The organism is Virgibacillus chiguensis (genome assembly GCF_900129865.1).
GTDB lineage: Bacteria > Bacillota > Bacilli > Bacillales > Amphibacillaceae > Virgibacillus > Virgibacillus chiguensis.
The window spans coordinates 134,488-148,600 of record NZ_FQXD01000006.1 but is presented as its reverse complement, the minus strand read 5'-3'; the positions used below and the strand labels follow the sequence as shown (position 1 = coordinate 148,600).

Below are 14,113 nucleotides of genomic sequence, written 5' to 3'. Positions count from 1 at the left end.
GCATATGCTGAGATGTCCTTTGACATCTCTCTATGTAGAACATAACAAAAACAGAGGGAAAGGTGAACAGACCAATGAGAAAGTTTCCAGTCCTATTATCAACCATTGTTGCAGCTTCTACCATCACATTATCAACGACTTCCATATCCGCAGAATCAACGACAGATTTAAATGAAAAAATTGATGCATTGCAACAACAACAAAAACAACTTGAAGAAAAACAAGGTAAGTTACAGCGTGACACAGATAAAACAGATAAAAAGATTAATAAAAACCTAGATAAACAAGGATCTGTTGAAAAAGAAATTCATTCAATTGATACAGATCTACAAAAAACGTTAGAGCAAATAACAACGAAAGAAACAGAGATCAGTAACACCAATCAACAAATAGAGGAATTAGGAAAACAAATTCAAAAGCTCAAGAAAGAGATTACTATTCTTAAAGAACGTATTGCTAAACGAGAAGGATTATTAAAAGATCGTCTGCGTAATATTCAGCAAAATGGTGGCTCTATGAAATACATAGAAGTAATTTTAGGATCGAAAAGTTTTGGTGATTTTATTAGTCGTTCATCTGCTGTAAACACGATTATGGATCAAGATAAATCGATTATGGAGCAGCATGAAGCAGATAAAATAACTGTGGAAAAAAATAAAGTAGACGTAGAAAATAAAAAGTCCGAAGTGGAAGAACGAAAACAATCCTTGCAAGCTCAAAAACAGGATTTAGTTGCTTTAAAAGGACAGTTAGATAAACAATTGTCGAAAAAAGAAACACTAATGGCGAGCTTGGAAGAAGAACACAAAGAATTGGAAGCATACAAAGTAAGTGTAGAAGAAGAACAAGAAATTTTGGCACAACAGGCTGAAGCAGCGGAAAAAGCAAAACAGCTTGCTCAATCACAAAAGAGTGAATTAGAGCAGCTAGCTAAAGAAAAAGCAGCGCAACAAGCAAAACAAGAAAAAACGAAACCTAAGTCCAATAATCATTCATCTTCTGCTAATAGTAGCTCTAGTTCAAGTTCAAGTGGTGGTTCAGCACCGGCACCAGCGCCAGCTCCTGAACAAAATATGGGAGGGGATATGATGTATCCTATCTCTGCGCCAATCACTTCTCATTATGGCACTCGTTGGGGATCAATGCACCATGGTACAGATTTCGGTGCGCCAATAGGTACGCCGGTTCGTTCGGCAGCATCTGGAGTTGTTATTATGACGAATTCGGCTTCTCAAGCTGGGATGTCAGGTTATGGAAATGTTATTTTAGTGTCACATAATATAAATGGACAATCTTATACAACCTTATATGCTCATTTAAATAGTATCGGAGTAAGTCAAGGTCAAACTGTAAGTGCTGGCCAAGTTATTGGTGCTAGTGGAAATACTGGGCAATCTACAGGGCCACATTTGCATTTTGAAGTTCATCGCGGTGGTTGGAATGGTTCTAAAAGTAATTCCATTGATCCAATGACAGTTTTAAATTAGTTTTAATCTAAAGGCATCAATCAATTTCTAATTCGATTGATGCCTTTTTTGCTGATAACATGTATAATGACATCATAAAGAGAAGCTGAATGATTGGATGAGTTTAGGCAGCCTCTTAGGATTTACCTATTTCATGGATAGGTATGTTTATAAATGTATTGAGAAGAAAGTTAAAAAATCTCTCCAAAACGGAATAGCGATGGTAATTAATTTTTGAATTGCATATGTTATGATAACAAGAGAATATTTTAACATATTGAAGCATGCTCCTACAACGCTTGTTTGTTACTAATTGACAGTTGGTTTGAAGGTTTGCACAAGTGAGATTCTTATGTTTAATGAGTTGAGGTGAAAGGATGAAATTAAGAAAGCTACATATTGTACTACTTTTTATATTAGCTTTAGCTATTGGTCTGGCTGGAGGTTACACGGGAGTGAAGCTAGCTCAGAAAACAACTCCGCCTACAGAACAGTCAATGAAATTAGGTGGTGAAACGACTGCCAATGAAGCAATAACCCAAGATATGGAAAAAGTGGATCAAGCATTTCGGTTAATTAAAGAAAACTACTTAGAAGATATTGATGATAAGCAGTTAACGGAAGGTGCGATTCAAGGCATGCTTTCTACATTGGAAGATCCATACAGTTCTTATATGGATGCAGAAACAATGAAGAAATTTAATGAGCAAATTGAGTCTTCATTTGAAGGGATAGGAGCAGAGGTAAATAAAGTAGACGATGTATTAAGTATAGTAGCTCCGGTGAAGGACTCTCCAGCTGAAAAAGCAGGATTACGACCAAATGATCAAGTGCTTAAAGTTGACGGGAAAAGCTTAGAAGGCTTAAGTCAAAATGAATCTGTCGCTAAGATACGAGGAGAGAAAGGAACCGAAGTGGAGTTAACAATCCGCCGAGCTGGAGTTGCGGAACCTTTTAAAGTGACAATAGTAAGAGACACTATTCCTCAAGAAACGGTATACAGTAAAACGAAGAATGTAGACGGTAAAAAAACAGGTATTTTAGAAGTGACGAATTTTTCCGAACGCACAGCTCAGGAGTTCAATGAACAGCTGACAAAAATGGAAGACGATGGTATTGAAGGATTAGTGATTGACGTTCGAGGAAATCCTGGTGGGTTGTTAAATGTCATTGAAGATATTTTAAAACAATTTGTTCCAGAAGATATGCCTTACTTACAAGTAGAAGACCAAAAAGGTAACAAAACACCATATTATTCCGATTTAAAGGAAAAGAAAAAGTATCCGATCAGTGTCATTATAGATGAAGGAAGTGCCTCAGCATCAGAAATATTAGCTGTGGCTATGAAAGAAATGGGTTATGACGTAGTTGGGCAACCAAGTTTTGGTAAAGGAACGATTCAGCAAGCAGTTCCTTTAGGGGATGAAAGTACCATTAAACTCACTTTTTTTAAATGGTTGTCACCAAAGGGGAAATGGATACATGAGAAAGGTGTCCAACCTACTATTAACCAAAAACAGCCTGAATATTACTATACAAGCCCTGTTGAAATCAAAGAGCCTTTAAAGCAAGACCAAACGGGAGATAAAATTAAAAATATCCAAGTTATGCTTCAAGGGTTAGATTACGATCCTGGACGTACAGATGGCTACTTTAGTATAGAAACAAAACAAGCAGTAATTTCTTTTCAACAAGATAATGATTTGCCAACATCTGGTGAAATTGATGCGCAGACAGCTAAGCTGATCGAAACCCAAGTTATTAAAAGCATTCGTGATGGGAAAGATGATAAACAATTAGATAAGGCATTAGAAGAAGTTTATAAGTAATTTCTAAGCAATAAAAATTTATGTCCGCGAGTATTTGCTCGCGGATTTTCCTGAAATGTCTCATATGAATGTAGCAATAAAAAACTATAGTTATGAAGCGCTGTTGCGCCTAATATACGGAGCATACCTAAAGTCAAGCTTCCATTACTGGGGTGATATTCATGCCTCGTATCAAAGGCTATGACTAAGGCCACTTACAAAAATTGGTGTAGCTGCTGTTATGCAGCCTCAAGCATTTCAAATTTTTGAATGAAGAGCCTGGCAGCTTCTATATAAACGCAAAACATATATTAGGACACCTAACTCGATGAAGATCATAGTAAGTTGTAGGAAAGCGACTTTGATTATTGGGGTGATAAACTTGTTAGAATCAGGCTTATTGGAAATCGCTAAAGGGATAGGTAAAATGGTTTTAAACCCGTTATTTTACTGGATCTTTATTCTAATTATTGTTACTGGAATGAAGCGGATAAAACGGGAAAGAGAAGACTTTGGTATTAAAATTTATGATTTGTATTCTGAGTGGAAAAATACGTTTTGGATGTCGTTTGTATTAGGACTGTTACTTTCTGCGTTTACACTAGGTGTGGGCGTTACACTTACATATCCTGTTATATTGTTATTCGGTTTCATAACTATACTGATTAGTATAACGGGAAGAATTAACTTACTATCGGCAAGCTATATTATTGGCGGAACATATTTAATCTTGATGTTTGTACCCGAATGGATAGACGTAGAGAAGATTCTTCCTTTTCGTATGCAGGTAGATGTTCACCTTTCAGGTTTAGTTAGTTTATTAGCCCTGTTATTGCTTGCCGAGAGCATCTTATTATTTGGCTCCAGAAGCGATGTAACCTATCCAGAGCTGACACTTAGTAAACGGGGAATATGGGTCGGACAGCATCATTTAAAGAAGCTGACAGTACTTCCGTTTTTTACACTTGTCCCAACAGGTTCACTAACTCCGTTTGCCGATTTTTGGCCTTATTTTACGTTAAATGGGGAGACATACGGTCTTGTAGTTATTCCTTTTATTCTCGGTTTTGATCATATTGTACGTGCGCAACACCCTTCATTTGCTGCTAAAAAGCTAGCGCGATCTACATTGTTATTAAGCTTCCTAGTCGCTGCGCTTGCAGTAGGTAGTATGTATTATTCCTTGTTTTCATTTATAGCGGTAATATGTGCTATTTTGGGAAGGGAATGGATAAACTATCGTTTTCGAATTAACGAACAAAATAAACCAGGGTATTTTCAATCAACGGATAAAGCGTTAAAAGTGCTTGCTGTACTTCCGAATTCTCCAGCTGATCGGTTAGGTATTCACGTAGGTACGTTGATCACTAAAGTAAACGGGAAGAAAGTGAATCAACCTGGATCGTTTTATCACGCCTTGCAAACGAGTGGAGCTTTTTTTAAGTTGGAAATTATTAATCGAGAAGGAGAAATAGAATTACTACAAGGGGCATGGTATGAGGGTGATCATCATGGTTTAGGACTATTATTTGCCTCTACCCCACACGATCATGAGCATTTTAATGTAAGTAATGGGGAAGGATAATTTATTAAATGTTAACCTTTTGTTTAACGCGTAATCGAAATGAATGAACCAAATAGCTATCGCATGAACCTGTCTTATTCTCTTTGTTAATGCTGGGATAAGTCAGGTTTTTCTGGTTGCTTTTCACTTCAAATATAAGTGCTGTAAAACGCCTATTTCAAGATGTTACCTGAACAGTGTTAGTGAGAGTGTCAACACTCATAAGGTGTAAACCTCTCCTTATTAAAGAATAGCGTTAACCCGATTATTGAGCTTTTATGCCGATGGGTAATAATATTGAAAAAATGTTGCAAGCTAATATAAAAAGTGTTGGAGTTGAGTGGCTCATGTTTATGCGCAACTGCTTTCTGTATTTTTGGGGAAGTATCGACCCAATTTATTTTACTTGCTCTAGGCTAACATATATTGTTGGGCCAAACCAAAAAAGGACGCTATTACGAGCTCGATTAACAAAATATAAAGGTGCTAAAATGGTTCTGTCTGATGGGACCGTAATAGAGAAGGATGATTTATTAGTAAAGATACATTTGCATAATGTTAAATTACTTAAAAAACTCTCGGAACAGTCGAATGACATGAAACGAGCGGTTATTATCTATCATAGTGTAAAAAAAGCAATGCCGAGTTTAGCAACATATATTGAAAATCACGCGGAACAGGAAAGAGTAAAAGGGATAATTGGAATTACTAATTTATCAAAAGGTGGAAAGAAATTAGGGTTTGAAGAGAAAGCCTTGCAAAATAAATTTTATCGTATTTTCAAGAAAATAACATTATTCCCGATTAGCTTTTTAACTGGAAAAAAATCAATAAAACCTGTTTATTTATTTATGTCAAAAGGGAAGTTATTAATGAAATACGGGAATCGTTGTTAATGAAAAATTTTACTTTTTAATCTTTAAGCATAGATTTTTTTAAGCCTAGACAGTAGGAAATACAGTCTTTGCGATTGAACTCACTTTAAAAACGAACGATAGGATGAAACAAATGAGGCAAATCCAACCATCAGAAGCATTATTTCTTCCTTTTTTACAAATTCCAAGCGGGCATCACCACGTAGCAGATGCACTAATTGCTGAGTACAAAAGCATTTATCCAAATCATCCGTATGAAAAGGTGGACATACTTAGTTATGGGTATAAAAGTATAGAAAAGTTAGTTTCTTCTACGTATTTAACTTGGATCAAATATTTCCCGGAAGGATATGACCGTTTATACTCGTTTTTAGTTTATAAACAAGGGACTAAAAAAAGAACCAGACAATGGCATTATGAAACTTTATTTCGTCCAATACTACAAAAGGTAGTACAGCAAGCTGAAGCGAAGATACTGTTTTTTACACATGCTTTACCTTCCAATATGGCAAGTGTTTTAAAGCAACAAAGAAAAATAGAAGCTATTACAGTAAATGTGTATACAGATTTTTTTATAAATGCTTTATGGGGGATAGAGGGAATTGACTATCATTTCGTTCCGACACTTTCCATGAAAAAACATTTAATACAGTGTGGTGTAAAGGAAAGTAATATATTTGTTACTGGCATCCCTGTTCACCCATGTTTTTATTATACGGCTAGCAATCAAAATCAAAAAGAGGGACTGCAAATGCTAATAGCTGGCGGTAGTTTAGGGACGGGAGATTTAGAATGTTTGCTAAATGAATTAAATTTATCTTCTCGGGTACATCTGTATGTTTTATGCGGACAAAATGAGCAGTTATATCAAAAGCTTCATTCTAAAAAATGTTGTCATATAACACCATTACGCTATTTGCATTCTAAGCAAACAATGAATCAATTGTATGACCGTATAGATGCTGTTATAACGAAGCCTGGTGGTGTAACCGTTAGCGAGTGTCTTGTGAAGCGGAAACCGCTGTTTATATACAACGCTTTACCAGGCCAGGAAAGAATTAATTTGCAGGAATTAACACGTTTAGGTTTAGTACAAGCAATTGATAAAAACAAACCAATTGGCAAGCAAATAATGGATTATTTTTCAAATGATTACAAGCAACAACAACTGTATCAACAGTTGCATAACTACTTGGAAAATAGGGAGCAAGATTCTGTAGCATCTATTATAAAACGGATTACACAACAAACAAACCACAAAGGGGGAAATAGTATCTCCTATATATAAGATGGCGTAAAATAATCCACATAGATGAAGCCAAGCAAATAATAGCGAGTCAAGTATAGGGATATTAGCTGTGATAATAGGTAAGCTTTTTAGGGAAAAAGTAAAGATGTTTGAAGCATGTAGAGAGGATATTATCTGCATGCTTTTTTTACTTGAGGAAAGTATACGAATTTCGTGATTTAGCGTACAAGAAAAATGAAGGCAATCAAGATTATATGAAACAATTACTACTTCGCGGGAGTAAGTAATAAATGATAATTTTCCAAGGTTTAAGTTGCTATAAAAGAACAAATCATGCATTTATTTTATTATCACAGGAGCCTGCGTTTAATTACAATATGAAGCTTAAACATACTTATTGATTAGCAATTCATAAAGCATATGTTAGCCTTTAGCTGAAGGGAATTTATTACAATAACGAATATTTGTTCGTTTTTCTGTTAACATATGTAAGGTTTATGATAAAATAAGTACTAGTTATGGACGGATCGGAGGAGAAGCTAGTGGAAAATCAATTTGAACTAGTTGCCAAATATGAACCAAAAGGTGATCAACCACAAGCAATTAAAGAAATTGTTGAACGTATTAAGGCAGGAAAAAGGCACCAAACACTTTTAGGCGCAACAGGAACTGGTAAAACTTTTACTATGTCGAATGTAATTAACGAGATCAATCGGCCAACTTTAGTGATTGCGCATAATAAAACTTTAGCCGGTCAACTATATAGTGAGTTTAAAGAATTCTTTCCTAATAATGCGGTGGAGTATTTTGTTAGCTACTACGATTACTATCAACCTGAAGCTTATGTACCATCCACCGATACATTTATTGAAAAAGATGCGAGTATAAATGATGAAATTGATAAACTAAGGCACTCTGCTACATCAGCATTGTTCGAGCGACGAGATGTTTTAATTGTTGCGAGTGTTTCCTGTATTTATGGATTAGGTTCTCCTGAAGAATATAAAAGTCAAGTACTCTCCATTCGGACAGGCATGGAAAAGGATCGAGATCAACTATTACGTGAACTTGTAGACATTCAATACGCTCGTAATGATATTAACTTCCAACGCGGGACGTTTCGAGTGCGTGGCGACTCTGTGGAGATAATTCCAGCTTCTAGAGAGGAACACTGTATACGCGTCGAATTCTTTGGTGATGAAGTCGACCGCATTCGTGAAGTGGATGCATTGACAGGGGAAATTATTGGCGATAGAGAGCATATTGCTATTTTTCCAGCCTCTCACTTCGTAACGCGAGAGGAAAAATTGAAGCTTGCTATTAAAAATATTGAAAAGGAATTAACAGAGCGTTTAAAAGAGTTACGAGATCAAGGGAAATTACTAGAAGCACAGCGTTTAGAACAACGGACGAATTACGATCTGGAAATGATGCATGAGATGGGCTTCTGTTCAGGCATTGAAAACTATTCACGCCATCTTACTTTGCGCGAAGCAGGTGCGACACCATATACATTGCTTGATTTCTTTCCTGATGACTTTCTAATTATGATTGATGAATCACATGTCACACTCCCACAAATTCGTGGTATGTTTAACGGGGATCAAGCGCGAAAACAAGTACTTGTAGATCATGGATTCAGATTGCCGTCAGCGCTAGACAACCGCCCGTTACGCTTTGAAGAATTCGAAAAAGCTACGAACCAACTTGTTTATGTTTCTGCCACACCAGGGCCATACGAACAAGAGCATTCGCCAGTCATGACAGAACAAATCATTCGACCAACAGGTCTCTTAGATCCAGAGGTAGAAGTAAGACCAATTAAAGGACAAATTGATGACTTAATCGGGGAAATTCATAAACGTTCCGAGAAAAACGAACGTGTGCTAGTCACCACGTTAACGAAAAAAATGTCGGAAGATCTAACTGATTATTTAAAAGAACTTGGTATAAAAGTTGCTTACTTGCATTCAGAAATTAAAACATTGGAGCGAATTGAATTAATTCGTGATTTACGTGTTGGTAAATATGATGTTCTCGTTGGAATAAACTTATTACGTGAAGGTCTTGACATTCCAGAAGTATCTTTAGTAACAATTTTAGATGCGGATAAGGAGGGATTTTTACGTTCAGAAAGGTCCCTTATTCAAACGATGGGACGGGCTGCACGTAATGAAAATGGCATGGTTATTATGTATGCTGATAAAATTACGAAGTCGATGCAAATAGCCATTGATGAGACGTATCGTCGACGGGAAAAGCAGATTGCTTATAACGAAAAGTATGGTATTATTCCTACGACGATTAAGAAAGACGTACGAGATGTGATTCGAGCAACTGTTGCTGCTGAAGACCAAGAAACGTACGAAAGCAAAACAAAAAGTGTTACAAAGCTAGCAAAGCAGGATAAAGAAAAAGTAATAGCGAATATGGAAAAAGAAATGAAGGAAGCTGCCAAAGCATTAGATTTTGAAAAAGCAGCTGAACTTCGAGATGTCATACTTGAACTGAAAGCAGGAAGGTGATGAAATGCCTAGTAAATATATAACCATCCAAGGTGCTAGAGCTCATAATTTAAAAAACATTGATGTTAATATACCAAAGAATAAGCTGGTCGTCCTCACAGGCCTGTCTGGTTCTGGAAAGTCTTCTTTGGCTTTTGATACGATTTATGCTGAGGGTCAAAGGCGTTATGTTGAATCTTTATCTGCCTACGCAAGACAATTTTTAGGTCAAATGGATAAGCCGGATGTAGATGCTATTGAAGGCTTATCTCCAGCAATCTCGATTGACCAAAAAACGACAAGTAAAAATCCTCGTTCTACTGTAGGAACAGTGACAGAGATATATGATTATTTGCGTTTATTGTTTGCTCGAGTTGGTCACCCTACTTGTCCGAAGCATGGGGTAGAAATTACGTCGCAAACCGTAGAACAAATGGTAGATCGAATTATGGAATACCCTGAACGGACTAAAATACAAATTTTAGCACCAGTAGTATCTGGCCGAAAAGGGGAGCATGTAAAGGTATTTGAAAAATTAAAGCAAGAAGGTTATGTTCGCATTCGGGTAGATAAAGAAATGCGAGAAGTTACCGAGGAAATAAAGCTTGAAAAAAATAAGAAACATTCTATCGAAGTGGTGATTGATCGAATTGTTGTTAAAGAGGATATTGAAGGGCGGTTAAGTGATTCGATAGAGACAGCATTAGCTTTAGGCGAAGGAAAAATCATTGTTGATGTAATCGGTCAAGAAGAAATTACATTTAGTGAAAACCATGCATGTCCTATTTGTGGATTTTCGATTGAAGAATTAGAGCCACGTCTCTTCTCTTTTAACAGCCCTTACGGTGCATGTCCAACTTGTGATGGATTAGGTACAAATTTGGAAGTCGATTTAGACCTAGTTATTCCTGATTGGGATAAATCGTTAAATGAACATGCCCTTGCGCCTTGGGAACCGATTAGTTCGCAATATTATCCACAATTGTTAAACAGTGTTTGTAACCATTATGATATTGACATGGATATACCTGTAAAAGATATTCCAAAAGAGAAGATGGATAAAATTCTTTACGGCAGTGGTAAAGAAAAAATTCATTTTCACTATGAAAATGATTTCGGCAATGTTCGAGATAATCATATTATGTTTGAAGGTGTCGTTAATAATGTCGCTCGACGTTACCGAGAGACATCTTCGGATTTTATTCGTGAAAATTTAGAAAGATACATGGCTCAGAAAAACTGTCCATCTTGTAAAGGATATCGTTTAAAAGAAGAAGCGCTAGCTGTTCGAATCAACGAACGGCATATTAGTGAAGTGACCGATTTTTCTATTACAGAAGCACAGACCTTTTTTCAAGGATTACAGTTATCGGAAAAAGAAAAGCAAATTGCGAAGATGATTTTAAAAGAAATATCCAATCGGTTGGAGTTTTTAAATAATGTAGGTTTAGACTATTTAACGTTATCGCGAGCTGCAGGGACACTCTCTGGAGGAGAAGCGCAGCGGATACGGTTAGCTACACAAATCGGCTCTGCATTAACAGGGGTTTTGTATGTGCTAGATGAGCCTTCCATTGGATTACATCAACGTGATAATGATCGTTTAATTGGAACGCTAAAGCGCATGCGTGATTTGGATAACACACTCATTGTCGTAGAACATGATGAGGATACGATGCTTGCTGCTGACTGGCTAATTGACATTGGGCCTGGTGCGGGAGAGCATGGCGGTGAAATTGTAGCGAGCGACACACCTGAAAACGTGATGCGTCATGAACAATCACTAACAGGGCAATATTTAGCTGGTAAGAAATTCATCCCTTTACCCGCAAAAAGAAGGAAAAAGGATAAGCGTGTTATTGAGATCGTAGGGGCAGAAGAGAATAATCTGCAAAAGGTTTCTGTAAAGATTCCGATTGGTTTAATGACCGTCGTTACTGGTGTATCTGGATCGGGGAAAAGTACATTAGTAAATGAAATTTTATATAAAGCGTTAGCGAAAGAGTTATATACAGGGAAACATAAGCCAGGAAAGCATAAAGCAGTAAAAGGAATAGAGCATATTGAAAAGGTCATTGATATTGATCAATCACCAATTGGCAGGACTCCTCGTTCTAACCCTGCAACATATACGGGCGTATTTGATGATATTCGTGACGTATTTGCGCAAACAAATGAAGCCAAAGTGCGCGGATACAAGAAGGGGCGCTTCAGTTTTAACGTTAAAGGAGGCCGTTGTGAAGCTTGCCATGGTGATGGCATTATCAAAATAGAAATGCACTTTCTCCCAGATGTGTACGTTCCTTGTGAAGTGTGTCATGGGAGCAGATATAATAGGGAAACATTAGAAGTAAAGTATAAAGGAAAAAACATTTCTGATGTGCTTGGTTTAACGATTGAGGAGGCATTGGAATTCTTTGCGAATATCCCGAAAATAAAGCGGAAATTACAAACGATTTATGATGTTGGCCTCGGCTATATAAAGCTTGGTCAACCGGCTACAACTCTATCTGGTGGGGAAGCACAGCGCGTCAAGTTGGCAAGTGAACTGCATCGACGTTCCAATGGTAAATCCTTTTATATTTTAGATGAACCAACCACAGGTTTACATGCTGATGATATTAGTCGGCTGCTAAATGTGTTACAGCGACTTGTCGAAAATGGGGATACCGTTCTTATCATTGAGCATAATTTAGACGTTATTAAAACAGCTGATCACATTATTGATTTAGGCCCTGAGGGCGGTGCTGGAGGGGGAACCATTATTGCTACTGGTACACCCGAACAAATTGCTAAAAAAGACAATTCTTATACAGGGAAATATTTAAAAAATGTTTTAGAGCGTGACCAGAAACGGATGGGCGCTTTCATTAAAACGACAGAAAAGTTAGCGACAAAGTAAAGTGATTTTTACAGACTCTCGAAATATTTTTAAAAAGCATTGGATGTTAAAGGTATACTTTAATCAGTGGGTTTTTTCTCTCCCCCACTGATTGGGAGTACCCTTAGAAAAATTGCACAGTTCATCATACTCTTACTTCTTTCTTTTCCACGCCAAAAGCTTTCATCTCCTATACCATGTAATGTAGCCATTGTTATCTTCTTTTAGTAGGTCAATTGTTTGCTAAAAGAAACAATACCTCTCCTGTGTTTATGTTTTGACCATATCTCTTTCTTTCGTTAAGCTAAAAGGAGCAGAAAATGGGGAGGAACCACAATGAAACCAATTGAAATTAACCAAGTACAAAGATGGTTGGATAAATTCATAAACACGTCAGTTTATATTCATGTAGAAACAACAAATGGTGCTTATGCTAGTCATTTTGATGACAAAGCGTATAATGTAGGTGCTTATGTCAGGAATGTACAGATTACTTACACGCAAGCAAAAATTGTTGGCGAAGGGAATGCTTTTCGTGTTGGCTTAAAGACAAGCAATGGGTGGATTTATGCAGAAGGGTTAACGGATTGGACGATACATGAAGACACAAAAGTGCTACTTGCTGGTCATGATCGCGAAGGAAGATTAATGGTTGCTTTGCAACTAAGTGAAACCCCTTTTGATTATTAATTTACACTATAGGGAAACATGTAATTTGCTAGTTTATCTATAAGGTTAAGTACAAGCTTTACCACATAGACTGGTAATAAGTTAAGTTATTCTAAGAAAGAACAGGTGATGAAATTGGATAAACACGTCGTTATCATATTACCACATCCAGATGATGAGTCATTTGGATCTGCTGGATCCATTGCGCAATTTCGAAGTCAGGGAATACCAGTAACTTATTTATGCGGCACACTTGGTGAAATGGGGAGAAATATGGGGAACCCGCCATTTGCCAACCGTGAGACTTTACCAGAAATTCGCAAGCAAGAATTAAAAAATGCATGTGAAGTGCTTGATATAGATGTAAAGATGCTTGGCTATCGAGATAAAACGATTGAATTTGAAGATCGAAATGCAGTCGCTAACCATTTGCAAGGCATTTTGGAGGAAATAAATCCTAGTCTAGTTATTACGCATTATCCAGGCTATGCCGTGCATCCAGATCATAACGCTTTAGGTGCAGCTGCAATTCAAGCTGTAGAGCAAATGGAAAAATCGCGTCGTCCTGTTATTTGGGCACAAGCATTTGCTCGAGGATTTCAAAAAGAATTAGGAGAGCCTGATATAATTAATGATGTAGAGGATCAGTTTGAAACAAAAATGAATGCTATTCTATGTCACCAATCACAGGCAGGCGGGATGATTGGACAATTAAAAAACTATAAAGATTTAGGAGCAGAAGTCTTACAAGAAGCAAAAGACCGATTTGGCAAAGAAGCATTTTTTACACTATAAGAAACTGCCGTGACGTGCTAAAAGGGTGCCAACACCATTGTTTTTGAAACTTCTAAACGTAAGTCAATGACACTTATTTCTTAAATAAGGATGGAGGCTATGATAATGAAAAAGTTGTATCGCTCAAATTCAAATCAGATGCTAGCAGGTGTTTTCGGTGGCTTAGAAGAATATTTCAATATTGATGCAACCATCTTACGGCTACTATTTGTTGTTTTGTTATTTATGAGCTTTTTCACGGTAGCTGTTATTTATCTTATTGCTGCAATGATTATTCCAGCTGAAGGGGAGATACGTTAAGC

10 protein-coding genes are annotated in these 14,113 nt (G+C 36.9%); all 10 read left to right on the top strand.

Features of this window, described 5'->3' with window-relative positions:
* Positions 1–74 precede the first annotated feature (74 nt).
* Positions 75–1,487, top strand: a complete 1,413-nt coding sequence (locus BUB45_RS08945; RefSeq protein WP_073007584.1) for a murein hydrolase activator EnvC family protein — start codon at positions 75–77, stop codon at positions 1,485–1,487.
* A gap of 356 nt (positions 1,488–1,843) precedes the next feature.
* Positions 1,844–3,295 (top strand): S41 family peptidase, encoded by a 1,452-nt coding sequence (locus BUB45_RS08940; RefSeq protein WP_073007582.1) that lies wholly within the window; start codon positions 1,844–1,846, stop codon positions 3,293–3,295.
* Positions 3,296–3,656: 361 nt separating this feature from the next.
* Positions 3,657–4,859 carry a PDZ domain-containing protein gene (locus BUB45_RS08935; protein WP_073007858.1) on the top strand — a complete coding sequence of 401 codons (1,203 nt, stop codon included), beginning with the start codon at positions 3,657–3,659 and terminating at the stop codon, positions 4,857–4,859.
* A 263-nt stretch (positions 4,860–5,122) separates the two neighbouring features.
* The gene (locus tag BUB45_RS08930; protein ID WP_342068348.1) at positions 5,123–5,734 is read left to right on the top strand and encodes a YkoP family protein; all 612 of its coding nucleotides are present in this window, start codon (positions 5,123–5,125) and stop codon (positions 5,732–5,734) included.
* A 112-nt stretch (positions 5,735–5,846) separates the two neighbouring features.
* Entirely contained in the window at positions 5,847–7,001 is a 1,155-nt protein-coding gene (locus BUB45_RS08925; RefSeq protein WP_073007579.1) for an MGDG synthase family glycosyltransferase, read from the top strand.
* A gap of 503 nt (positions 7,002–7,504) precedes the next feature.
* Positions 7,505–9,487: an excinuclease ABC subunit UvrB gene (gene uvrB / locus BUB45_RS08920; RefSeq protein ID WP_073007576.1), complete on the top strand. Its 1,983-nt coding sequence runs from the start codon at positions 7,505–7,507 to the stop codon at positions 9,485–9,487.
* A 4-nt stretch (positions 9,488–9,491) separates the two neighbouring features.
* The gene (gene uvrA / locus BUB45_RS08915; protein WP_073007574.1) at positions 9,492–12,368 is read left to right on the top strand and encodes an excinuclease ABC subunit UvrA; all 2,877 of its coding nucleotides are present in this window, start codon (positions 9,492–9,494) and stop codon (positions 12,366–12,368) included.
* Between the two features lie 315 nt (positions 12,369–12,683).
* Positions 12,684–13,037 (top strand): YojF family protein, encoded by a 354-nt coding sequence (locus tag BUB45_RS08910; RefSeq protein ID WP_073007571.1) that lies wholly within the window; start codon positions 12,684–12,686, stop codon positions 13,035–13,037.
* A gap of 114 nt (positions 13,038–13,151) precedes the next feature.
* Positions 13,152–13,811, top strand: a complete 660-nt coding sequence (bshB2, locus tag BUB45_RS08905) for a bacillithiol biosynthesis deacetylase BshB2 (RefSeq protein WP_073007852.1) — start codon at positions 13,152–13,154, stop codon at positions 13,809–13,811.
* Between the two features lie 105 nt (positions 13,812–13,916).
* Positions 13,917–14,111, top strand: coding sequence for a PspC domain-containing protein (locus BUB45_RS08900; protein WP_073007568.1), 195 nt, complete (start codon positions 13,917–13,919; stop codon positions 14,109–14,111).
* The last annotated feature ends 2 nt before the right edge of the window (positions 14,112–14,113 follow it).

What these genes read in the sequence shown, in the direction of transcription:
- BUB45_RS08930 (WP_342068348.1), top strand. Translation starts at nt 5,123, where the DNA reads ATGGGTAATAATATTGAAAAAATGTTGCAAGCTAATATAAAAAGTGTT.
- uvrA (WP_073007574.1), top strand. Translation starts at nt 9,492, where the DNA reads ATGCCTAGTAAATATATAACCATCCAAGGTGCTAGAGCTCATAATTTA.
- BUB45_RS08910 (WP_073007571.1), top strand. Translation starts at nt 12,684, where the DNA reads ATGAAACCAATTGAAATTAACCAAGTACAAAGATGGTTGGATAAATTC.
- BUB45_RS08925 (WP_073007579.1), top strand. Translation starts at nt 5,847, where the DNA reads ATGAGGCAAATCCAACCATCAGAAGCATTATTTCTTCCTTTTTTACAA.
- BUB45_RS08900 (WP_073007568.1), top strand. Translation starts at nt 13,917, where the DNA reads ATGAAAAAGTTGTATCGCTCAAATTCAAATCAGATGCTAGCAGGTGTT.
- BUB45_RS08945 (WP_073007584.1), top strand. Translation starts at nt 75, where the DNA reads ATGAGAAAGTTTCCAGTCCTATTATCAACCATTGTTGCAGCTTCTACC.
- BUB45_RS08940 (WP_073007582.1), top strand. Translation starts at nt 1,844, where the DNA reads ATGAAATTAAGAAAGCTACATATTGTACTACTTTTTATATTAGCTTTA.